Annotated in this window: 21 protein-coding genes and 2 riboswitches; of the genes, 12 read left to right on the top strand and 9 right to left on the bottom strand. The window is 67.1% G+C overall.

The window, feature by feature from the left end; translation table 11 throughout:
• Positions 1-26: 26 nt before the first annotated feature.
• From KHY18_RS08265 to KHY18_RS08285, 5 genes are all read right to left on the bottom strand, one after another.
• The gene (locus KHY18_RS08265; protein WP_213297850.1) at positions 27-800 is read right to left on the bottom strand and encodes an ABC transporter ATP-binding protein; all 774 of its coding nucleotides are present in this window, start codon (positions 798-800) and stop codon (positions 27-29) included.
• The gene (locus KHY18_RS08270; protein ID WP_213297853.1) at positions 800-1,807 is read right to left on the bottom strand and encodes a FecCD family ABC transporter permease; all 1,008 of its coding nucleotides are present in this window, start codon (positions 1,805-1,807) and stop codon (positions 800-802) included. The genes KHY18_RS08265 and KHY18_RS08270 overlap by 1 nt, the downstream gene beginning before the upstream one ends.
• Positions 1,804-2,649: an ABC transporter substrate-binding protein gene (locus KHY18_RS08275; protein ID WP_213297858.1), complete on the bottom strand. Its 846-nt coding sequence runs from the start codon at positions 2,647-2,649 to the stop codon at positions 1,804-1,806. The genes KHY18_RS08270 and KHY18_RS08275 overlap by 4 nt, the downstream gene beginning before the upstream one ends.
• Entirely contained in the window at positions 2,649-3,299 is a 651-nt protein-coding gene (gene cobO, locus KHY18_RS08280) for a cob(I)yrinic acid a,c-diamide adenosyltransferase (protein ID WP_349630261.1), read from the bottom strand. The genes KHY18_RS08275 and cobO overlap by 1 nt, the downstream gene beginning before the upstream one ends.
• Before the next feature lie 78 nt (positions 3,300-3,377).
• A riboswitch (cobalamin riboswitch) is annotated at positions 3,378-3,593 on the bottom strand.
• Positions 3,594-3,629: 36 nt separating this feature from the next.
• Entirely contained in the window at positions 3,630-4,130 is a 501-nt protein-coding gene (locus KHY18_RS08285; RefSeq protein WP_213297861.1) for a GNAT family N-acetyltransferase, read from the bottom strand.
• Between the two features lie 424 nt (positions 4,131-4,554).
• A riboswitch (cobalamin riboswitch) is annotated at positions 4,555-4,783 on the top strand.
• A 142-nt stretch (positions 4,784-4,925) separates the two neighbouring features.
• On the opposite strand from KHY18_RS08285, the gene KHY18_RS08290 reads away from it, so the two are divergent.
• The 6 genes from KHY18_RS08290 (at position 4,926) to KHY18_RS08315 (ending at position 10,001) form a co-directional block, all read left to right on the top strand.
• Positions 4,926-5,960, top strand: a complete 1,035-nt coding sequence (locus KHY18_RS08290) for an ABC transporter substrate-binding protein (protein WP_213297864.1) — start codon at positions 4,926-4,928, stop codon at positions 5,958-5,960.
• A 32-nt stretch (positions 5,961-5,992) separates the two neighbouring features.
• On the top strand, positions 5,993-7,030 hold the full coding sequence (locus KHY18_RS08295; protein WP_502768535.1) for a FecCD family ABC transporter permease: 1,038 nt from the start codon (positions 5,993-5,995) through the stop codon (positions 7,028-7,030).
• Positions 7,027-7,815, top strand: a complete 789-nt coding sequence (locus tag KHY18_RS08300) for an ABC transporter ATP-binding protein (RefSeq protein ID WP_213297870.1) — start codon at positions 7,027-7,029, stop codon at positions 7,813-7,815. The genes KHY18_RS08295 and KHY18_RS08300 overlap by 4 nt, the downstream gene beginning before the upstream one ends.
• On the top strand, positions 7,812-8,255 hold the full coding sequence (locus KHY18_RS08305) for a pseudoazurin (protein WP_213297873.1): 444 nt from the start codon (positions 7,812-7,814) through the stop codon (positions 8,253-8,255). Before KHY18_RS08300 ends, KHY18_RS08305 begins: the two co-directional genes overlap by 4 nt.
• A gap of 5 nt (positions 8,256-8,260) precedes the next feature.
• Positions 8,261-9,592 (top strand): OprD family outer membrane porin, encoded by a 1,332-nt coding sequence (locus KHY18_RS08310; protein ID WP_213297875.1) that lies wholly within the window; start codon positions 8,261-8,263, stop codon positions 9,590-9,592.
• Between the two features lie 121 nt (positions 9,593-9,713).
• Positions 9,714-10,001, top strand: coding sequence for a type II toxin-antitoxin system RelB/DinJ family antitoxin (locus tag KHY18_RS08315; protein WP_213297878.1), 288 nt, complete (start codon positions 9,714-9,716; stop codon positions 9,999-10,001).
• 13 nt (positions 10,002-10,014) lie between these two features.
• On the opposite strand, the gene ada is transcribed toward KHY18_RS08315, so the two are convergent.
• Positions 10,015-11,130: a bifunctional DNA-binding transcriptional regulator/O6-methylguanine-DNA methyltransferase Ada gene (ada, locus tag KHY18_RS08320; protein ID WP_213297880.1), complete on the bottom strand. Its 1,116-nt coding sequence runs from the start codon at positions 11,128-11,130 to the stop codon at positions 10,015-10,017.
• A 187-nt stretch (positions 11,131-11,317) separates the two neighbouring features.
• Between ada and KHY18_RS08325 the strand changes: the two genes are divergently transcribed.
• Entirely contained in the window at positions 11,318-11,797 is a 480-nt protein-coding gene (locus tag KHY18_RS08325) for a VOC family protein (protein WP_213297882.1), read from the top strand.
• 1 nt (position 11,798) lies between these two features.
• On the opposite strand, the gene KHY18_RS08330 is transcribed toward KHY18_RS08325, so the two are convergent.
• Genes KHY18_RS08330 through KHY18_RS08340 form a run of 3 tightly spaced genes read right to left on the bottom strand, consistent with a single transcriptional unit; the run spans position 11,799 to position 14,435 of the window.
• On the bottom strand, positions 11,799-12,614 hold the full coding sequence (locus KHY18_RS08330) for a GNAT family N-acetyltransferase (protein ID WP_213297884.1): 816 nt from the start codon (positions 12,612-12,614) through the stop codon (positions 11,799-11,801).
• A gap of 24 nt (positions 12,615-12,638) precedes the next feature.
• Entirely contained in the window at positions 12,639-13,442 is an 804-nt protein-coding gene (locus KHY18_RS08335) for an alpha/beta fold hydrolase (protein WP_213297886.1), read from the bottom strand.
• 21 nt (positions 13,443-13,463) lie between these two features.
• The gene (locus KHY18_RS08340; RefSeq protein ID WP_213297888.1) at positions 13,464-14,435 is read right to left on the bottom strand and encodes a Bug family tripartite tricarboxylate transporter substrate binding protein; all 972 of its coding nucleotides are present in this window, start codon (positions 14,433-14,435) and stop codon (positions 13,464-13,466) included.
• A gap of 114 nt (positions 14,436-14,549) precedes the next feature.
• Here KHY18_RS08340 and KHY18_RS08345 point away from each other — a divergent pair, with 114 nt between their 5' ends.
• The 5 genes from KHY18_RS08345 (at position 14,550) to KHY18_RS08365 (ending at position 20,440) form a co-directional block, all read left to right on the top strand.
• On the top strand, positions 14,550-15,485 hold the full coding sequence (locus tag KHY18_RS08345) for a LysR family transcriptional regulator (protein WP_213297890.1): 936 nt from the start codon (positions 14,550-14,552) through the stop codon (positions 15,483-15,485).
• Positions 15,486-15,544: 59 nt separating this feature from the next.
• The gene (locus tag KHY18_RS08350; protein WP_213297893.1) at positions 15,545-16,282 is read left to right on the top strand and encodes a dienelactone hydrolase family protein; all 738 of its coding nucleotides are present in this window, start codon (positions 15,545-15,547) and stop codon (positions 16,280-16,282) included.
• Between the two features lie 78 nt (positions 16,283-16,360).
• Positions 16,361-16,876, top strand: a complete 516-nt coding sequence (locus KHY18_RS08355) for a sigma-70 family RNA polymerase sigma factor (RefSeq protein WP_349630262.1) — start codon at positions 16,361-16,363, stop codon at positions 16,874-16,876.
• Positions 16,876-17,889: a FecR family protein gene (locus KHY18_RS08360; protein WP_213297896.1), complete on the top strand. Its 1,014-nt coding sequence runs from the start codon at positions 16,876-16,878 to the stop codon at positions 17,887-17,889. The genes KHY18_RS08355 and KHY18_RS08360 overlap by 1 nt, the downstream gene beginning before the upstream one ends.
• A gap of 124 nt (positions 17,890-18,013) precedes the next feature.
• Positions 18,014-20,440 carry a TonB-dependent siderophore receptor gene (locus tag KHY18_RS08365; protein WP_213297899.1) on the top strand — a complete coding sequence of 809 codons (2,427 nt, stop codon included), beginning with the start codon at positions 18,014-18,016 and terminating at the stop codon, positions 20,438-20,440.
• Positions 20,441-20,442: the final 2 nt, after the last annotated feature.

The raw sequence follows: 20,442 nt of genomic DNA on the forward strand, positions 1-20,442 counted from the left end.
TCTCCTGTGGGATACGGAACGAAATTTCAAACGGATGCCGGCGGCTGGCAGCGCCAGGGCACGACATAGCCCTGACTTTCATGCTCGCCATGCATGGCCTGCACCTGGTAGACGTTTTGCAGATGGGCGGGCGTGAGCACCTGGCGCGGCGCGCCGCAGGCCACGGCCCGGCCCTGGTTGAGCAGCAGCACGCGGTCGCAAAAGCGGCTGGCGAGCGTGAGGTCGTGCAGCACCACGACCACGGCGCGGCCCGCATTGCACTGCGCGCGCAGCAGCTCCATCACGCTGAGCTGATGGAAGGGATCGAGCGCCGACACCGGTTCATCGGCGAGCAGCAGCGGCGCCTCGACGGCCAGCGCACGCGCCAGCCGCGCGCGGGCACGCTCGCCGCCCGAGAGCTGGTCGAGCGAACGCTGCTGCATTGCCGTGAGGTGCATGGCGGCCAGCGCCGAATCGATGGCGGCATTGTCGGCGCCGCTGAGCACGCGCGGCCCCCAGCGGCGCTGATGTGGAATGCGGCCCAGCGCAACGAAATCGCGCACCGACAACGGCCAGGCGACCGTATCGCCCTGGGCCAGATAGGCCAGGCGGCGCGCGCGCTGCGGCGACGCCATCGCGGCCAGCTCTTCGCCCTGCAGCAAGACCTGGCCCTGGTGCGGCAGCAGCTGGGCCAGGGCCTTGAGCGCCGAGCTCTTGCCCGCGCCGTTGGGCCCTATCAGCGCAAACAGCTCGCCGGCGCGCACGTCGAATGACAGCGCATGGACGCGGGACGGGACTTGCAGCGCGGCAATGGACAGCATCAGCGGCTCCTCCAGCGCTCGCGCAGCACGAGATAAAAGAAGAAGGGCGCGCCTATCAGCGCCGTGACCACGCCCAGCATCAGTTCCACGCGGCCGCTGAGCAGGCGCAAGGCGATATCGGCGGCCAGCAGCAGCACCGCGCCGCCCAGCGCGCTGGGCAGTATCAGTGCCGAAGGCCGGTAGCCCACGGCACGGCGAAACAGATGCGGCACGACCAGGCCGATAAAGCCTATCGTGCCCGTGACGGCGACGCTGGCGCCCACGCACAGCGCCGTGCCGGCGATGATCTGCGCGCGCAGCCGCGGCAGGCTCACGCCCATGCTCGCGGCTTCGTCTTCGCCCAGCGTCAGCGCGTCGAGATGGCGGCCGCTGACGGCCAGGATCAGCAGGCCCAGCGCGATGAACGGCGCGCTCAGGCGCACTTCGTCAAAGCTGCGGTCGGCCAGCGAGCCCATGAGCCACAGCACGATGTCCTGCATGTCGGTGGGCGTGGGCGCGAGATTGATCGCCAGCGACGTCAGCGCGCCCGTGAGCGCCGACATCGCGACGCCCGCCAGGATCAAGGTCAGATTGCTCGCGCCGCGGCGCGCGATGCGGTAGAGAACGAAAGTCGCCAGGGCCGCGCTGGCCATGGCCACCGTGGGCAGCAGCCAGGGGTTCCAGTGCCACAGCCCGAAATAGATGCAGACCACAGCGCCCAGACCCGCGCTGGAACTCACGCCCAGAATGCCGGGCTCGGCCAGCGGATTGCGCAGCAGCCCCTGCAGCGCCGCGCCGCACACGCCCAGCGACATGCCCACCAGCACGCCCAGCACCACGCGCGGCAGGCGAATCTCTTCGATGATGGCGCGCTGGCGCAGCGCGAGATCGCTGTCAGGTGCACCCAGCGCCTGCCACCAGTCGGCAACGCCAATCGGCACCGAGCCAATGCCCAGCGACAGCGCGCACAGCAGCAGCAGCGCGGCCAGCAGGCCCGCATTGAGCAGCCACAGGCGTGGCGCCTTCATGGACGCGGCTCCAGATGCAGCGCATCGATCTGCAGCGCCACGGCTTCGGCGGCTTCTATCAGCTGCCAGTTGCTGCAGCCCCAGTCGTTCTGCTGCAGCGCGACCACGGGAATGCGCTCCAGCAAGGCTTTCATCTGTGGATGGCGCGACAGCCCCGAGCGCGCATAGGCCAGGTCATTGACCAGGCCCGGCGTGATGAACACGTCGGGCGGATTGTTCAGAATGCGTTCCAGATCGACGCGGCCCCAGCCCGCGAGCCCCAGCGCCGTCGCATGGTTGCGCAGGCCCGCGGCCTGGAGCACGGCATCGACATGGGTCTTGGTTCCCGCGCTGCCGCCGTTGGGCCGCAGATAAAGCGCATTGAACGGCCGCGGCGTGGCCTGCAACCGGGCGCGCCTGGCCTGGGTCGCGGCCAGCAGTTGCTGCGCCGCGGCTTCGCGGCCCATGGCGCGGCCCATCTGCAAGGTGCTGCTGTCTATGCCTTCCCAATCGGTGGGAAACGGCACGGTGACGATGCGCACGCCATGGCGCTTGAGCAGCGCCTGCTGGTGGCGCGCATTCCAGCGCCGCGAGGCCAGCACCAGATCGGGCTTGAGGTGCAGCACATCTTCGGCCGTGGCCTCATTGGCCGGGAACTGGCGCGCCCTGGCGGCCAGCGAGAAGCGCTGCGCGTCCTGGCTCTGGCGCGACAGCGAGACGATTTGCGCGGGGTCGGCAAGGCCCAGCGCGAGCACATCGGCGCAGATGTTCGTGGACATCAGTCGCGGCAGCGGCGCGGCCGTCGTCAGCAGGGGCAGGGCGGCTGCCAAGGCCAACGTGCAGGCGCAGAGGGCAAGGCGCATTAGAAATCCAGGCCGGCCTGGGCCTTGATGCCCGCGCGAAACGCGTGGCGGGTGTCGGCAATCTCGCTCACGGTGTCGGCCAGTGCCAGCAGCACCGGCGGCGCGTTGCGTCCGGTGATCACCACGTTCTGCGCGGGCGGGCGCGCGCGAATCGCCGCGGCCACATCGGACGCGTCCAGATAGCCGTATTCGAGCATGAACGTCAGCTCGTCGAGCAGCACCAGGCCCAGCGAGGCGTCGGCCAGCATGTGCTGGGCGGCCTGCCAGGCGATATCGGCCGCGGCCTTGTCGGCGGCCCAGCCCTGGCTGTTCCAGGTGCAGCCCGTGGCCATCGCATGGTAGGCGACGCGCGCGAACGCGCCCTGGCCCAGCAGCCCTTGCTGCAGCAGGAAGGTGACTTCGCCATTCGATTGCGTGCCGGTGATGAACTGCACCAGGCCCGCGCGCTGGCCATGGCCCAGGGCGCGGTACAGCGTGCCGAACGCCGAGGTGGTCTTGCCCTTGCCATGGCCGGTCAGCAGCACGACCACGCCTTGCAGCGCGCGCGAACGCTCGACGGCGGCATCCACCTGGGCTTTTTTCTGCTGCATGCGCTGGGCATGCGCCTGTTGGAACTGGTCGTCCATGCGCTCCGCGATCAAGGGGACCACGGGATAAGACTGCGTGCGAACGCCCAAGGCGACAGCGTGGCCCCGGGACGGTCAGCAAACGGCCCACACCCCGTGGCTATGACTGAAATCGTACAGGTCGGTATTCTGGCTCGCCGTCGTCCAGCGCACACCACCTTCCCGGGCCGGGGCCCAGTGGCATTGAAGTGTGTCTGTCAGGCTTACAGCAGCGGGGGCTGCGCCGGAATGCGCGGGCAAGGGGCCCGAAGTCACCGGTCTTCCCGTTTCACCCCGGCCGCGGCTGCGGCCCGGGACTCCTGTACGGGTGCGGCGATTATAGGAGCGCGTGGCCATCCTCCGGCGCGCCCGGCCTCAGAGCCCACATTCCATGTGGATGGTCTGCCATTCAGGGTCGGCGTCCCGGCACAGCACTTGAAAACCATGGCGCTGCCAGAACAGTTCCGCGCCCGGCAGGAACGGGTGGGTGTGCAGATAAAGCACGTCTATGTCCTGGTCCACGGCCTGCGCTTTGAGCGCCGCGAACAGCGCGTCGGCAATGCCTTGTCTGCGGCATGCGGGCGCGACAAACAGCCGCACCACTTCGACCACGCGCCGGCCCGTGAAATCGAGCTGGGCAAAGCGATCGTCATAGGCGCGCCAGGCAATGGTGCCCACCAGTCCATGGACATGGTCATGCGCTGCGAGCATGCGGCCGTCTTGGCAATAGACCTGTTCGAAGTTCAGCAGATCGGGCGCAAGCGCCGCGGTGTCGACACGGCCAGAGAACATCTGGGCACGGGCTTGCTGGAGGAAGTCGAGGACTGGAGGGAGGGAGAGCACAGGGGCGATGCGCAGCTTGGCGGGGAGGGGCATGGCAAGAATCTGGAGCATTGGGGGATTGGATCGCGGGGCGAATGGCTTCCTAGTCCGTTAGCCCTTCGGCAGGCTCTTAGAAGCAGCAATTTTTTGTTTAATAAAGCAATGACTTAGAAGGTAGTCAATTTTGGCAAACAGCGACAAAACTGTGAACCGTTCGTGGTGAGCTTCCCTGGCCGGGCGCGTCGCACCATGAACGCCCCGTCCTCAGCTTTGAGCGCAGGCCGTTCATCCTTCGACAGGCTCAGGACGAACGGGTTTTTAATGCCCGATGTTTCTTTTGAACGTCTTGCGAGACCTCGGCTCGCTTACTCCGCTCAGGGCGAACGGCCATCAGTGATTCGTGCCGAGCACAAGCGATCACAGAAAGACACAAGCGCGTTCTGCGCCCCAGCCAGCCTTTGTGCCCCACCCAAATCGGCTACATTACCTCACCTTCGGTTCCGCAAGGACATGCGCCCGGCCAGCCGGCGCATGAGGGAATCCAATGGCGCGCAGGCGGTATGGCCCGCGCGCCGATGAAATGGAACTGCCCCCGCAACTGTAGGCAACGAGCGAGCGTGCCATACGCCACTGAACGCAAGTTTGGGAAGGCGGCGCGCGCGCGATGACTTGCCAGTCAGGAAACCTGCCGAAGAGCGACTTCAATCATTGCCGGCGGGGTGTCCGGGAAGTGAACAATTTCTCGGAAATCCGGATGGGCCGCGCCTTTGCCTGCGCGGCGTAAGCCTGGCTTCGCGGTTTTGCTCTCTTCCAGAATATCGCCTGCCTATTCTGGAAAGACCTGTTTCTATGCCTATCCGCCGCCTTGCCTTCTCCACGCTGTGTGCCGCCATGCTCGCCGGCGCCGCCCTGTCCTTCAGCGTCAGCGCCAGCGCCAGCGAATATCCGCTGCAGGTGCAGAACTGCGGCCATACGCTCAAGTTCGACAAGGCGCCCGCATCGGCCGTGACCATAGGCCAGGCCGGCACCGAAATGCTCTACGCGCTGGGCCTGGGCGACAAGGTCGCGGGCACCTCGCTGTGGTTCAACGCCGTGCTGCCGCAGTTCAAGGCCGTCAACGACAAGGTGACGCGCCTGGCCGACAACGACCCGAGCTTCGAGTCGGTGATAGGCAAGCGTCCGGCGCTGGTCGTGTCGCAGTTCGAATGGATGGTCGGCAAGGAAGGCGTGGTCGGCACGCGCGAGCAGTTCCATGACCTGCGCATCGCCACCTACGCCATGCCTTCGGACTGCGAAGGCAAGAACAACCTCAGCGGCTCCGACGGCACGCGCACCGCGGCCTATGACGTCAATGCGCTGTACAAGAGCGTGCAGCAACTGGCGCAGATTTTCGATGTCGAAGCGCGCGGCAAGGCCCTGGTCAATGACTTGACGCAGCGCCAGGCCAAGGCCGTGGCCGAACTCAAGTCGTCGAAGCTGCAGAACGTCTCGGCCGCGCTGTGGTTTTCCAGCGCCGATCTGGCCATCGATCCCTACATGGCGGGCCAGAAGGGCGTGGCCGGCTACATGATGCAGACGCTGGGCCTGCGCAATATCGTGACCTCGGCCGAAGAGTGGCCCACCGTGGGCTGGGAAACCATTGCCAAGGCCAATCCGTCTATCCTGATCATCGCGCGCATGGACCGCCGCCGTTTCCCCGCCGATGACTATCAGAAGAAGCTCGAGTTTCTGAAGAAGGACCCGGTGACCCAGCATATGGACGCGGTGAAGAACAACCGCATCGTGATTGTCGACGCCGACGCGCTGCAAGGCTCGATCCGCATGGTCGACGGCATCGAACAGATCGCCCAGGCCGCGCTCAAACTGCAAGGCGCGGTGCGCTGATACGACTGGCGCCGCGTTTTTTCTCCATGCCCGTGTCTGTTTCCCTGCTGCGCCCGTTCCTGCTGACCACCGCGGCGCTGGCCGTTCTGGCCGTCGCCATCCTGCTTGGGGTGGCGATTGGCGAGACCAGCCTGTCGCCCAGCGTCGTCTACCAGGTGCTGGCCAACCAGCTCGCGGGTGCGCAGTATCCGGTCGACCCCATAGACCAGGGCATTGTCTGGAACTACCGGCTGGCGCGCGCGCTCGTGGCCGCGAGCTGCGGCGCGGGCCTGGCGATTTCGGGCGTGATCCTGCAATCGCTGCTGCGCAATGCGCTGGCCGAGCCGTATCTGCTGGGCATTTCGGCGGGCGCCTCGACGGGCGCGGTGCTGGTGTCGGTCGCGGGCCTGGGCGCGGGCGCGATCTCCATGACCACGGGCGCGTTCTTCGGCGCGGTCTGCGCGTTCGCGCTGGTCGCCTTGCTCGCGCATGCCGCGGGCAGCGGCGGCCTGCGCAACAGCGCGCAGATCGTGCTGGCCGGCATTGCGGGCTCGCAGCTGTTCAATGCCTTGACCTCGCTGATCATCACCAAGTCGGGCAGCGCCGAGCAGGCGCGCGGCATCATGTTCTGGATGCTGGGCAATCTGAGCGGCGTGCGCTGGAGCGACACGCTGCTGACCACATGCATCGCCGTTGCCGGCATTGCGGTGTGCCTGTGGCATGCGCGCGCGCTCGATGCGTTCACGTTCGGCAGCGAATCGGCGGCCGCGCTGGGGGTGGCGGTGCGCCGCGTGCAACTGGTGCTGCTGCTGGTGGCGGCGCTGATCACGGCGGTAATGGTCTCCATCGTGGGCGCGATCGGCTTTGTCGGCCTGGTGATTCCGCATGCGGCGCGCTTCATGGTCGGGGTGCGGCATCGCCGGCTGATTCCGGCGAGCGCGCTGATCGGCGCGGTGTTTTTGATCGCCGCCGATGTGATCTCGCGCACGCTGATCCCGGGCCAGGTGCTGCCGATTGGCGTGATCACCGCGCTGGTCGGGGCGCCGGTGTTTGCCGGCATTTTGCTCAAGGGCCGTGGAGGGCGGGCATGAACGCGCCGGCCGCATTGCAGGCGCGCGACATCGGCTGGGGCACACGCGGCACGCGAATTGTCGAACGTGTGAGCCTCGAAGTGCAGCCCGGCGAGATGCTGGGGCTGATCGGGCCCAACGGTTCGGGCAAATCCACGGTTCTGCGATTGCTGTCGGGCATTCTCGCGCCCACCATCGGCGAAGTGCTGCTCGACGGCCAGTCGCTGCGCGCCCTGCCGCGCCGGGCGCTGGCGCGCCAGCTGGCGTTTGTCTCGCAGATGGCCGATACGCAAGATGCGATCGATGTCTGGGATGCGGTGGAACTGGGGCGCACGCCCTGGTTGTCGGCGCTGCAGCCGCTGTCGGCCGAAGACGGCCGCATCGTGCGCGCGGCGCTGGCCGCCGTGGGGCTGGAGCACAAGCAGCGCAGCGCCTGGAGCACGCTGTCGGGCGGCGAACGCCAGCGCGTGCATATCGCGCGTGCACTGGCCCAGCAGCCCGGCGTACTGCTGCTCGACGAGCCCACCAACCATCTCGACATCCACCAGCAGCTGTCGCTGATGCAGCTGGTGCGCGGCCTGCCCATCACCAAGGTGGTGGCGCTGCACGATCTCAATCAGGCGCTGGCCTGCGACCGGCTGGCCGTGATGTGCGCCGGCCGGCTCGTGGCCCAGGGCACGCCGCGCGAGATTCTCACGCCCGCGCTGCTGCAGGACATTTTCAAGGTACAGGTCTCCGAACTGGTCGATCCCCAGGACGGCGCGCGTGTGCTGCGTTTCAAACCTCTGGACTCCGCTTTCCCATGAAACTTTTCACGCTTGCCCGTCTGGGCGCTGTTTGCCTGAGCCTGTCGGCCGCCGGCGCGGCCTGGGCCGAAACCTTTGAAGTCAAGATGCTCAACCGCGGCGCCTCGGGCCCCATGGTCTACGAGCCCGAATTCATCCAGCTCCAACCCGGCGACAAACTCAAGTTCCTGGCCAGCAGCAGCGGCCACGATGCGGTCTCCATCGATGGCATGGCGCCTGCGGGGGCCAAGCCCTTCAAGGGCAAGATCAACGAAGAGATCGAAGTGACATTCACCGAAGCCGGCATCTACGGCATCAAATGCCTGCCGCATTACGCGATGGGCATGGTGATGCTGGTGCAGGTCGGCGATGCGCCACTGTCCGTGCTGAAGGTTCCGGCCGAAGCGCCCGAGCGCGCGCAAAAACGTTTCCAGGAAATTGCCGCGCGCGCCGCGCGCTGACCACCATGACACTGAATAAATTGTCTTTGGGCGCCAGCAGCGCCGCACTGCTGTGCTTTGTCGGCCCGGCGCTGGCCGGCGCGCAGGACACGGCCACGGGCTTTGTCGCGGGCGCGCATCTGCAGTTGCAAAACCGCTATGTCTTCGAGCAGCTCGATTACCGCCACGGCAGCAGCTTTCGCGCCACCAATGGCGAGCGCGGCAAAACCCAGGTGCGCGAATCGGGCTATGGCTTGATGCTCAACTACCAGTCGGGCTACACGCAAGGCCTGATCGGCCTGGGCCTCGACGCCCATGCCTATGGCGGCATCAATCTGGGCACCGAGGCCGATGCCGCACGCGCCACGCCGCGCTATGTCGCCAAGGACGGGCAGGACCTTGCCAGCAGCTTTGGCCGCGCGGGCGCGGCGCTCAAGCTGCGCGTGTCATCGACCGAGTTGAAGATCGGCGAAATGCGCACGCGCAATCCCATCTTCCATTCGTCCGACACCCGTCTGCTGCCCGAAACCAATCGCGGCTGGCAGATCACCAGCGCCGACATCCCCACGCTGGCGCTGCAGGCCGGGCGCTTCACGGCCTGGGCCGACCGCAACAGCCGCAAGAACGGCGGCGATCTGCTGGCGAACTACTCGGGCGCGAACGCCGATGCCTTCAGCTTCGCGGGCGGGGCCTGGACCACGCCCGTGAAGAACTGGAGCCTGAGCAGCTACATGGGCCAGTACGAAGACCACTGGAACACCTGGTATCTGGGCAGCTTCTACAAGCATGAGCTTGCGCCCCGGCAATCGCTGGCGTTCAACTTCAATCTGTACCGCAACCGCGACACCGGCGCGGCGCGCGCCGGCCAGGTCAACAACACCACGTTCAGCCTGATGACGTCCTATGCGACGGGCGTGCACAAGTTCGGCCTGGGCTACCAGAAAGTCAATGGCGACACGCCGTTCGACTATGTGAACCGCGGCTCGATCTGGCTCGAGAATGCAATGCAGCTGTCGGACTTCAACGGCGCGAACGAAGCTTCTTGGCAAGTGAAGTACGACATCGATCTGGCGACGCTGGTGACCCCGGGCCTGAGCGCGGGCGTGGCCTATACGCGCGGCTCGGGCGTCGATTACAGCCGCCTGACCAGCGTCTATCGCAACTACCTGGGCTATTCAGGCTCCCAGGGCAAGCATTGGGAGCGCGACATGCTGCTGCGCTACACCGTGCAACAGGGCGCCGCCAAGGGCCTGGCGCTGCAACTGCGCTATGGCGTGCACCGCGTGAACCAGGCTCAGGGCGAGGCCAATATCGACCAGATCCGTTTGCTGGCGGAAATGCCGGTTCAGCTGTTCTGATCGAAGGCGCTCTGTTGAGCACAGGGAAAGATCGAGAATGCATCTACCCTCGTGAGGGCCTCGCCGCACTCCAATCGGTGGCTGAGATACCATGTATTTCAGCAGATATCAAGGAGGCAGTATGGCGTCTACCAGCATGGTCCACTTTCGCGTGGACGAAGCACTTAGGGCACAAGCGACGGAGACGCTGGCGGCCATGGGACTTACTGTCTCCGATGCGGTTCGCCTGTTTCTGACACGTGTGGTGGCAGAACAGGAACTGCCTTTTGCTCTCAAGGTGCCTAACGCCGCCACTCAGGCTGCGATGCAAGAGGCCGGCGAGATCATCGGAAGCCGTCGCGCGCGCTTCGAAAACGCGGATACATTGAACGATGCACTTGAAAAAGCCAGCCGCCAGCAAACGGCTTGATTGATTTTTTTGACTAGACGGGGCGTTTCGGTGCGGCAAGCATGAAGTCGTACGGTCCCTGGGCCTCGCGCAGCAGCAGCGCGCGCTTGCGCTCCAGGCCCCAGCGGTAGCCTGACAGATTGCCGTCGCTGCGCAGCACGCGGTGGCAGGGAATCGCCACCGCGAGCGGGTTGGCGCCGCAGGCGCTGCCCACGGCGCGCACCGCCTTGGGCGAGCCTATGCGCGCCGCGAGTTCGGCATAGCTCACGGTGCTGCCCGGCGGAATCTCGCGCAGCGCCTGCCACACGCGCTCCTGAAAGGCCGTGCCGCGCACATCGAGCGGCAGTTGCAGGCCCAGCGACGGTTCCTCGATCAAGCCCACGACCTGGGCCACCTGCTGCTCGAAGCCCGCGTCGGCACCTATCAGAATGGCCTTGGGGAAACGGTCCTGTAGATCGTGCAGCAGCGCTTCGGGGTCGTCGCCCAGCAGGATGGCGCAGATGCCGCGCGCGCTTTGCGCGACCAGGATGGCGCCCAGCGAACATTGGCCCAGCGCAAAGTGGATTTCGGCGCCCGCGCCGCCATCGCGAAAGGAGCGCGCCGCCATGCCCAGCCGCTGGTCCGCCGTCGCATAGAAGCGGCTGCTCGACTGAAAGCCCGCGCCGTAGATCGCGTCGGTCACGGAGGCCTGGGGCGCGGCGAGCTGGGCGCGCAGCCGGCGCGCACGCGCGGCCAGCGCATAGGCCTTGGGCGTGAGCCCGGTCTCGGCCTTGAACAGGCGGTGGAAATGGAAGGCGCTGAGTCCCGCCTGGGCAGCCAATTGCTCCAGCGTGGGTGCGGTATCGGCGGCGTCCATGGACGCGCAGGCCGCGGCCACCAGCTCGGCGCGCGCCGCGGCGGCCAGCGTCTGGTCGCCCTGGGCGCGGCGGCTGGCACGAAACCCCGCGGCTTCGGCCTGCTGCGCGCTGTCGAAGAAGCGCACATTCTCGCGCCGCGGCAGCCGGGTCGCGGCGCTGGGCCGGCAGTAGACGCCCGTGGTCTGCACCGCATAGACAAAATGCGCATCGGCCCGCGCATCGCGTGCCTGCACCGCCTGCCAGCGCTGGGCTTCGCTCGCATAGCGCGCGGTGTCGGGGTGGGTGGGATGCATACGGATTCCTTGAAGAACGGGGACTGGCTGCACGATAGCGCTGAATTCCACCGCAAGCACTCCGAATCTTGCGGTGGAATTCTGTGCGTCGCGGCAATCTCCCTGCTGGGGCCACGGCCCGGCGTGACATGGGGGACGGTAGCGCTTGAAAATGCAGGCTCCGATGCCACTGATGAGGAGCCTCGCCATGATTCCCAAGACCACCATCTGTCTCTGGTACGACGGTACGGCCGAAGAAGCCGCGCAGTTCTATGCCGCTACCTTCCCCGACAGCGCGGTGCAGCGCGTGTACCGCGCGCCCAGCGACTACCCGTCGGGCAAGCAAGGCGATGTGCTCACGGTGGATTTCACCGTCGCCGGCATTCCCTGCATGGGCCTCAATGGCGGCCCGGCATTCAAGCACAGCGAAGCGTTCTCGTTCCAGATCGCGACCGATGACCAGGAGGAAACCGACAGGCTGTGGAATGCCATCGTCGGCAATGGCGGCCAGGAAAGCGAATGCGGCTGGTGCAAGGACCGCTGGGGCGTGTCCTGGCAGATCACGCCGCGCGTGCTGACCGAGGCGATTGCCGACCCCGACCCGGCCGTGGCCCAGCGCGCGTTCGCGGCCATGATGACCATGCGCAAGATCGATGTCGCGGCGATAGAAGCCGCGCGCCGCGGCTAGCCTAGGCTTTCACGCGGTAGTGGTAGCCGTAGACCGTCGCAAAGCCCAGGCTTTCATACAGCTGGCGCGCGCGCGCATTGGCCGCGGCCACCTGCAGGTCGGTATGCGTCGCGCCCTGTCGGGCGGCCCATTGCAGCAGGCCTTGCACCATTTGCCGCCCCAGGCCCTGGCCGCGGTGGTCGGGGTGGACCAGCACTTCATACAGGCCCACCGCGTCGCGCTCGAGCACCGCCAGGCCCCAGGCCAGTGCCCGGCCGTCGCGCTGCAGCGATGCATACGCGCAGCGCATGCCTATGGACTCCAGAATCCTTCGGTGCGGCAGCTGCTGTTCGGGCGGGTGCACGCTGGCCGCGCAATAGCTTTCGAGCCAGACGGCCTCCAGCTGTGAGTCGAACTGCAGATGGCCGTTTGCGGCGGGCTGATCATAGTCCTGCGTCGCACGCTGCATCAATTGCGAGGGGTCGACGAGGCGATAGCCGCGCGCCTGCAGCAGCGCATCGACGCCGCCATCGGCCAGAGGGCTCAGTCGAAAGATGCTGGGCAGCTGCTGGCGCGCATAGTGGGCTTCGACGTGTTCCAGCAATTGCGGCGTGAGCGCGGCGCCGGGCTGCAGCGCATTCGCGGAGTTGGCGCGCTTGGTATAGCCGCCCGCGCTACGCAGCAGCCAGTCGCCGACCACGGCATTGCGCGGCGCGGGCCAGGCGTTGAAGCTGCGTTGTTCGAGCTGCTGCACGCTGGCCGCGCCCGCGTGGGGCAGGGAGCTGCACAAGGGCAGCCGGGTTTCAGGAAGGGCGTAGGGCGAGAAGGCGTGGTCCATGGGCAGGGGGCCGCGCCACGGCGATCAGGCCGGGCAATGGCGTTTCAAAAATGCCAGGACATTCTCGTTGAATTCCTCGGGCTTCTCGAAATAGGCCGAGTGGCCGGCGTGCTCCACCACATGCAGTGCGCTGCCCGGCACCTGCTGCGCAAACGCCTGCATCACTTCGACCGGCACCAGCGGGTCTTCGCTGCCGACGACAAACAGCGTGGGGCAGGCAATGCCGGCCAGCGCTTCGAGGGGCAGCAGATTGCGCGGCGCCATCAGTCCCGTGACCGCCGCGCCCCAGGCGTCGCTGTCGAACGCATGGGCGCTGGGATTGAAATGGTTGATCTGCGCATAAAGCGCGGCGCGGTCGGGGTGCTGCTCTATGAACCAACGGCCCAGCGAGCGCTGCTCCACCGTGAGCGCCTGCACCCGGGTCACGCGTTTGGCCATGGCGTCGAGCAATGCGGGATGGTTGATGGTCAGCGAAGTGTCGCAGGCGGCAAACGCCCAGAGCCGGTCGGCATGCTGCAGCGCCAGGCGCAGGCCCACCATGCCGCCCAGCGACTGGCCGATCACGGCCACGCGTTCGACCGTCTCGGCATCGAGCACGGCGATTGCGTCGGCGACAAACAGCGCAAATTCGAACTCATCGAGCGGCGCGACGGAGCGGCCGAAGCAGCGCAAGTCCATGGTGATGCAGCTGAAATCGCGCGCGAACTGCGGCAGCTGTTGCCACCAGGTCGCGGCGTTCGAGCCCGCGCCATGGCAAAACAGCAGGGCCGGGCCCTGGCCGTGGCGTTCGTAATAGATCTTGCGGCCGTGGGAAACAACAAAAGGCATGGCGGTCAGTGGTGGTTGGAATCAGTTGGCTTTGATGTTCAGGCTCTTGGTGAGCTGTATCCAGCGCTGGGCGTCGCTGCGCACCAGATCGCTGAACTGCGCGGCGCTCATCGTCATCGGCGTCATGCCGTCGTTCTCCAGGCGGGTGCGCAGCGCGGGCCTGGCCAGGCTGGCCTCCATGGCCGCGTTGATCTTCTGCACGATGGCCGGCGGCGTGCCCTTGGGCGCCGACAGGCCCACCCAGGAACTGACGGTCATCTGCGAAAAACCCAGTTCCTCGAACGTGGGCACATCGGGGTAGGCCGGGTTGCGCTGGGCCGTGGACACCGCGAGCAGCTTGAGCTTGCCGGCCTTGATATGCGGGATGGCGGTGTTCGGCGGCACGACGATCACCGAGACCACGCCGCCCAGCACGTCCTGCAGCGCGGGCGCGCCGCCCTTGTAGGGCACATGCATCAGCTGGATATCGGCGCTGCGCTGCAGCAGCTCGACCAGCAGATGGCCGGTGCTGCCCGCGCCCGAACTCGCGTAGTTGATCTTGCCGGGCTCGGCCTTGGCCTTGGCGATCAGCTCGCGCATGGAGCCAAAGCCCGCGTCGTTGCGCACCACCAGCCATTGCGCGGCCGCGCCGATGGCGCCGATATGGCTGAAATCCTTGGCGATATCGAAGGGCAGGTTGTCGTAGACGCCCGCTGCAATCGTGTTGACCATGCCCGTCATGGTCAGCGTATAGCCGTCCGCTGGCGCCGCGGCGCCCACCTGCGCGCCAATGATATTGCCCGCGCCGGGGCGGTTCTCCACCACCACGGGCTGCTTGAGCAGCTGCGACAACTCCTGGGCCAGCGGGCGCATGGTCGCGTCATAGGCGCCGCCGGGCGGGGTCGGCACGATCACGCGTATGGGGCGGCTGGGCCAGGTGTCGGCTTGGGCGAAGCTGGGCACGGCCAGAGCCAGGCCGGCAAGGGCCAGGCACGCACGGCGGATGGGGTTCATGGTTTGTCTCCTGTTGGTTGCACGTGGTCGTGCATTTCTATGAAGCCATCATCGGCGCCGCGGCCGGCCGCGCCAAATTACTTTTGCGCTCCATGCATTAGACTGACTAATACCATGCCCTTGACCGTTACCACGCTGCTCAACCGCCTGCTGGCGCGCGGCAAGTTCCGCCATATCCAGATCCTGCTCAAGCTCGCCGAGCTGGGCAGCGTGCAGCGCACGGCCGACGCAATAGGCGTCACGCAGTCGTCGGTCACGCAGACGCTGGCTTACCTTGAAGCGCTGCTGGAGACGCCGCTGTTCCAGCGCCACGCCAAGGGCGTGCATCCCACCGATGCCTGTCTCGACCTGCTGCCGCTGGCGCGCCAGATGCTGATGGGCATACGCGACACCGCCCAGGCCGTCGAAGCGCGCCAGCGCCAGGGCGAAGGCCAGGTGCGGCTCGCGGCATCGATTTCCGCGACCAACGGGCTGCTGATAGAGACCATGTCGGCCTTCCATGCGCGCTGGCCCGGCATACAGATACAGCTGCGCGAAGCCGAGAACGACGAGCAGCTGCAGGCCATCGCGCGCGGCGAAGTCGATCTCGTCGCCTGCCGGCGCCCGCCCGTCAACCCCGAAGGCTGGGAGTTCCATCCGCTGCTGGCCGATCGCTTTGCCATCGTCTGCCGCGCCCAGCACCCCTTGGCCGCGCGCGCCACGGCCGATCGCGACGAACTCGAAAGCGCGGTCTGGATGGCCTTGCCTTCGGGCTCGGCGGCGCGTGAGCGGCTCGACAGCATTTCGGCGCGCTGCCGTGCGCCCTTGAAGATGCACCCGCTGGTGACGCGCACCTCGACCATGCTGTGGTGGCTGCTGCTCAACCATGACCTGCTCACGGTGCTGCCGCTGACCATGCTGATGCCCTTGATACGCACCGGCCAGATTGTCGAGCTCGACGTCGCGGGCACCGCGCCCATGGAGCCGCTGGGCCTTCTTCAGCCCGCGCAGCGGCTGGCACCCGCGGCGCAGCAACTCAGCGGTTTCATGCGCGCGCATTTCAGCGCTTGACGCGCAGCGCCGCCGCCAAGCGGCATTAGGATAGCCATTTGCCTCGCCCCAGGAGTTCCATGCCCGCCGAACACGCAGTGATCCAGACCGAAGACGGCCTTTGCCCCACCGATGTATTCACGCCCGCGGGCCCAGGCCCCTGGCCGGCGGTGATTTTCTATGGCGACGCGGGCGGAATGCGGCCCGCGATGCGCGACATGGCGGCGCGGCTGGCCGATGCGGGCCATCTGGTGCTGTTGCCCGATCTCTACTATCGCTACGGTCCCTATGCGCCGCTGGTGCCGGCCGAAGTGTTTGCCGGCAATCCGGCAGCGATTCTCGGCCCGCTGATCGCGACCACGGGCACGGACAAGGCCGCGCGCGACACCGGGGCGTTGCTTTCGTATCTGGACACGCGCGGCGATGTCGCGGGCACGCGCATAGGCGCCGTGGGCTTTTGCATGGGCGGCGGCATCGCCGTGGCCGCGGCCGCGACTTATCCCACGCGTTTTGCCGCGGTCGCGAGCTTCCACGGCGGGCGCCTGGCGACCGATGCGCCGCAGAGCCCGCACTGGTTGGTGGCCACGCTGCAGGCCGAAATCTATATCGCCAGCGCCGAGAACGACGACAGCTATCCGCCCGCGATGGCCCGGCGTTTCGAGGCCGCGTTGACCGAAGCCGGCGTGCGTTATCAAAGCGAGGAATATCCCGCGCCCCACGGCTGGATGGTGCCCGACTTCCCGGTGCACGACGCGCTGCAGGCCCAGCGCGGCTGGGACGCCATGCGGGCGCTGTTCGCGCGCACGCTGGGTGCCTGAGGCCGGCGCGCCCGGGTAGGGCGTTGTTTTTTGAACTGATCTTGTATAATTGAGAAACATTCTCATTCAATACATTTCGTGTCCAGCACTCCCATGCCGGCGGCGGATGCCGCTGCCGCCGCCGCCCTGTTCACCGCCCACCAGCCCTGGCTGCTCGACCGCCTGCGCAAGCGACTGCGCGACGCGGCCGAAGCCGAGGACGTGAGCTCCGAAACTTTTCTGCGCGTGATCGGCTACAAGCGCCTGCACGCCATGCACGAGCCGCGCGCCTATCTCACGACCATCGCCAAGAACATCCTCACCGAGACCTGGCGCCGGCGCGATCTGGAACGCGCCTGGATGGAAGCGCTCGCGGCCCTGCCCGAAGAATTCGCGCCTTCGCCCGAAGAGCGTGCGGTCTTGCGCGAGTCGCTAGAAGCCATCGCCAACGCGCTGGAAAGCCTGCCCGCCAAGGCGCGCACCGCTTTTCTGCTGAGCCAGCTCGACGGCCTGACCTACGCCGAGATCGCGCAGCGCATCGATATGTCTGAGCGCATGGTGCGCCGCTACATGGCCGACGGCCTGCGCTGCTGCATGCGCGCGCTGCAATCCTGATGGCGCGCACTCACGCCGTCGAAGCGCTCGATGCGCTCACCGAGCAGGCCATCGACTGGATGGTCGAGCTGCGTTCGGGCGCCGTGGACGAGGCCCAGCGCGCGGCGTTTGCGGCCTGGCTCGCGGCCGATGCGCGCCATCTGCACGCCTGGCAAAGCCTGGGCGGTGCGCTGGACGCGACCTTCGGCCAGGCCAGCGCGGGCCAGGGCCTGGCCAGCGGTGCCAGAACCGATGCCGTGGCCAACGCGATACAGCAGGCCTCGGTGCTGAGCGCGCGCCGGCGCCGCGTGTTGCGCGCGGCGCTGGGCGTCGCCGGCCTGGGCCTGGGCAGCAGCTGGATTGCGCGCAGCAGCGGCCTGCTGGCCGACTGGCGCGCCGATCTGCATACCGCCACGGGCGAGCGCAAGACTTTCACGCTGGCCGACGGCAGCCGTCTGCAGCTCGATGCGCGCTCGTCGGTCGATGTGCGTTTCAGCGACGGCCTTCGCCTGGTGCAGCTGCGCCAGGGCCAGTTGCGCGCCGAAGTCTTCGCCGACGCCGCGCCGTTTGTCGTGCGCACCGAACACGCCGATATCCGCGCGCTGGGGGCGCAGTTCATGGTGCGCCAGGAAGAGGTACGCAGTCAGGCCGTGGCGCTGCGCGACGGCCTCGAAGTCAGCACGCGCCTGGCCACGCCCGCGCAGAGCGACATTCTGGCCCAGGGCCAGGGCGCCTGGATAGACGGAGCGCAGATCACGCGCCTGGCCGGCACGGGCCTGACCACGGCGGCCAGCGCCTGGACCCATGGCCTGCTGCATGCCGAAGACCAGCGCCTCGATGAAGTGCTGGCCGCGCTCAAGCCCTATCGCCTGGGCTATATCCGCGTGTCGCCCGAAGCCGCGCGCCTGCGCGTGACCGGCATCTTCGGGCTCGATGACAGCGACGCGGCGCTGCAGGCGCTGGCCGAGACCCTGCCCATCGATATCCATCGCCACTCGGGCGGCTGGCTGGTGCGCGTGGAACGCCGGGCCTGAGAGCGAACGCCAGAAATTGTGGGCGAAATCTGGAAAAAGGATGGCCGCTTTTGCGCGCCCGTCCCTCATACAGAGGAAAGCCCAGATTTTTCTGGTTCCACAGCCTCTCTTGCACCGCCCAACCATGCCTTCCAAGTCCTCTTTCCGGCTTCACTTACTGGCCAGCGCCTGCCTGCTCGCATCCCTAGTCGCCCAGGCCGCGAGCGGCGTGCCGCAATCCTATGACGTGCCCGCCCAGCCGCTGAGCGCCAGCCTGCTGCGCATCGCCGACGAAGGCGCAACGCCCCTTTCGCTGGACGCCGATCTGGTGCGCGGACTGCCCGCGCCCGCGGTGCGCGGCCAGCTCACGCCCGAGGCCGCGCTGCGCCAGGCGCTGGCCGGCACGGGGCTCGATCTGCACCGCACGGGCAGCGGCATTCTGACGGTGCGCAAGGCGCAGCCGCCCGCGGCCGACGCCGCGGGCGGCGCGGCGACCGCTGCCGGCCTGACGCTGGCCACGGTCACCGTGAAGGCCGCGCCCGAAAGCGAGCGCGCCACGACCGAAGGCACGGGCCGCTATACCGCGCGTGCGACTTCCGCGGCCACGGGCCTGCTGCTGGCGCCGCGCGAGACGCCGCAGTCGATCGAAGTCGTCACGCGCCAGCGCATCGAAGACCAGGCCGTGCGCAGCCTGTCGGAAGTGCTGCGCACCACCACGGGCGTGGCCGAGTCGAGCTACGACAGCGAGCGCTCGTCGTTCTCCTACCGCGGCTTCAATGTCGACAACTACCTCTATGACGGCGTGGCGACCACGTTCAGTTCGCCCTATGCGGCCGGCGAGAACGAACTCGATGCCGCCATCTATGACCGCATAGAAATCATCCGCGGCGCGACCGGCCTGCTCACCGGTGCGGGCAATCCCGGCGGCTCGGTCAACCTGGTGCGCAAGCGCGCGACCAGCAAGCAGCTCACCGGCGAAGTGTCGGTCTCGGCCGGCTCCTGGGACAACTACCGCAGCGATGTCGATGTCTCTGCGCCGCTCAACGCCGAAGGCAGCGTGCGCGGCCGTCTGGTCGCCGCGGGCCAGCGCGCCCACACCTTCCAGGACCGCCAGGAGAAGAACAAGAGCCTGCTGTTCGGGACCGTGGAAGCCGATCTGACGCCCGCCACCTTGCTGCGCGTGGGCGCCGACTACCAGGCCAACCGGCCCAAGGGCTCGTCCTGGGGCGGCGTGCCCATCTGGTTCACCAATGGCGAAGTGATCCACTGGGACCGTTCGACCAATCTGGCGCCGAGCTGGAACCACTGGAGCACCACCACCAAGACCGGCTTTGTCTCGCTGGAGCATGCGCTGGACAACGGCTGGAAGACCCATGTCGGCTATACCTACAGCAAGCAAAGCTATGACGCCCAGCTGGCGATGGCGCTGGGCAAGGTGGCGCCCGGCAGCTACAACGTCGATGGCCAGCCCTACAGCTTCTGGTATCGCGGCCAGCGCGAGCAGGATGCGATAGACGCCAAGGCCGAAGGCGGGTTCGAGCTGTTCGGCCGCCAGCACGAAGCGGTGTTCGGCGGCAGTGTGTCGCGGCAAGAGCAGTTGATCATCGGCGCGCCTTCGGTGCAGATCCAGCGCTACACGGGCAGCCTGCTCGACTGGAACGGATCTCTGCCCATGCCGGCCTGGGGCGAAACCTATGTCGAGTCCGACATGGCGACGCGCCAGAACGGCCTGTATGGCGCGCTGCGGCTGTCGCTCGCCGACCCGCTCAAGCTGATCGTCGGCGCGCGCTACAGCCGCTGGGAGCGCAAGGAACTCGACAAGTTCACCCATGTGTCACCCTATGCGGGCGCGGTCTACGACTTCGGCAACGGCCTGTCGGCCTATGCGAGCTACACCGACATCTTCCAGCCGCAGGACGCGCTGGACCGCAACGGCCGCTACCTCGATCCCGTCATCGGCAAGAGCCGCGAAGTCGGCGTGAAGGCCGCGTCGGCCGACAACCGCCTCAACGCGTCGTTCTCGGTGTTCAACATCCTGCAGAACAATCTGGCCCAGGCCGATACCGAGGCGATGACGCCCGACGGCCTCACGCAGGCCTACTACGGCGCCAAGGGCGCGAACAGCAAGGGCTTCGAGTTCGAAGTCTCGGGCGAACTGCTGCCCGGCTGGAACGCCAAGATGGGCTATACCCACTACAACATCCGCGATCAGGAGGGCAAGGACCTGAGCACCACGCTGCCGCGCAGCATCTTCGATCTGTTCACCACCTACCGCGTCGCGGCCACGGGCGGCAAGCTGGTCGTCGGCGGCGGCCTGCGCTACCAGGGCGATATCTGGGGCCTGGCCTGGGGCGCGGACAGCACGGGCAGCGTAGTGCAGCGGCGCAGCGCGCAGGCCAGCTACACGCTGGTGAACCTGATGGCGCGCTATGAGTTCACGCCGCAGACTTCGCTGCAGGTCAACCTGAACAATGCGTTCGACAGGAGCTATCTGACGCAGCTGAACTTCTACCAGACCAAGTCGTACGGCACGCCGCGCAATCTTTTGCTGACGCTGGTACACCGCTATTGATG

The organism is Acidovorax sp. CCYZU-2555 (assembly GCF_018413525.1).
Classification (GTDB): domain Bacteria; phylum Pseudomonadota; class Gammaproteobacteria; order Burkholderiales; family Burkholderiaceae_C; genus Comamonas.

Bases quoted from the DNA above. Each gene is read 5' to 3' on its own strand.
- KHY18_RS08265 (WP_213297850.1), bottom strand. From the start codon at position 800: ATGCTGTCCATTGCCGCGCTGCAAGTCCCGTCCCGCGTCCATGCGCTG.
- KHY18_RS08270 (WP_213297853.1), bottom strand. From the start codon at position 1,807: ATGAAGGCGCCACGCCTGTGGCTGCTCAATGCGGGCCTGCTGGCCGCG.
- KHY18_RS08275 (WP_213297858.1), bottom strand. From the start codon at position 2,649: ATGCGCCTTGCCCTCTGCGCCTGCACGTTGGCCTTGGCAGCCGCCCTG.
- KHY18_RS08285 (WP_213297861.1), bottom strand. From the start codon at position 4,130: ATGCCCCTCCCCGCCAAGCTGCGCATCGCCCCTGTGCTCTCCCTCCCT.
- KHY18_RS08290 (WP_213297864.1), top strand. From the start codon at position 4,926: ATGCCTATCCGCCGCCTTGCCTTCTCCACGCTGTGTGCCGCCATGCTC.
- KHY18_RS08300 (WP_213297870.1), top strand. From the start codon at position 7,027: ATGAACGCGCCGGCCGCATTGCAGGCGCGCGACATCGGCTGGGGCACA.
- KHY18_RS08305 (WP_213297873.1), top strand. From the start codon at position 7,812: ATGAAACTTTTCACGCTTGCCCGTCTGGGCGCTGTTTGCCTGAGCCTG.
- KHY18_RS08310 (WP_213297875.1), top strand. From the start codon at position 8,261: ATGACACTGAATAAATTGTCTTTGGGCGCCAGCAGCGCCGCACTGCTG.
- KHY18_RS08315 (WP_213297878.1), top strand. From the start codon at position 9,714: ATGGCGTCTACCAGCATGGTCCACTTTCGCGTGGACGAAGCACTTAGG.
- ada (WP_213297880.1), bottom strand. From the start codon at position 11,130: ATGCATCCCACCCACCCCGACACCGCGCGCTATGCGAGCGAAGCCCAG.
- KHY18_RS08325 (WP_213297882.1), top strand. From the start codon at position 11,318: ATGATTCCCAAGACCACCATCTGTCTCTGGTACGACGGTACGGCCGAA.
- KHY18_RS08330 (WP_213297884.1), bottom strand. From the start codon at position 12,614: ATGGACCACGCCTTCTCGCCCTACGCCCTTCCTGAAACCCGGCTGCCC.
- KHY18_RS08335 (WP_213297886.1), bottom strand. From the start codon at position 13,442: ATGCCTTTTGTTGTTTCCCACGGCCGCAAGATCTATTACGAACGCCAC.
- KHY18_RS08340 (WP_213297888.1), bottom strand. From the start codon at position 14,435: ATGAACCCCATCCGCCGTGCGTGCCTGGCCCTTGCCGGCCTGGCTCTG.
- KHY18_RS08345 (WP_213297890.1), top strand. From the start codon at position 14,550: ATGCCCTTGACCGTTACCACGCTGCTCAACCGCCTGCTGGCGCGCGGC.
- KHY18_RS08350 (WP_213297893.1), top strand. From the start codon at position 15,545: ATGCCCGCCGAACACGCAGTGATCCAGACCGAAGACGGCCTTTGCCCC.
- KHY18_RS08360 (WP_213297896.1), top strand. From the start codon at position 16,876: ATGGCGCGCACTCACGCCGTCGAAGCGCTCGATGCGCTCACCGAGCAG.
- KHY18_RS08365 (WP_213297899.1), top strand. From the start codon at position 18,014: ATGCCTTCCAAGTCCTCTTTCCGGCTTCACTTACTGGCCAGCGCCTGC.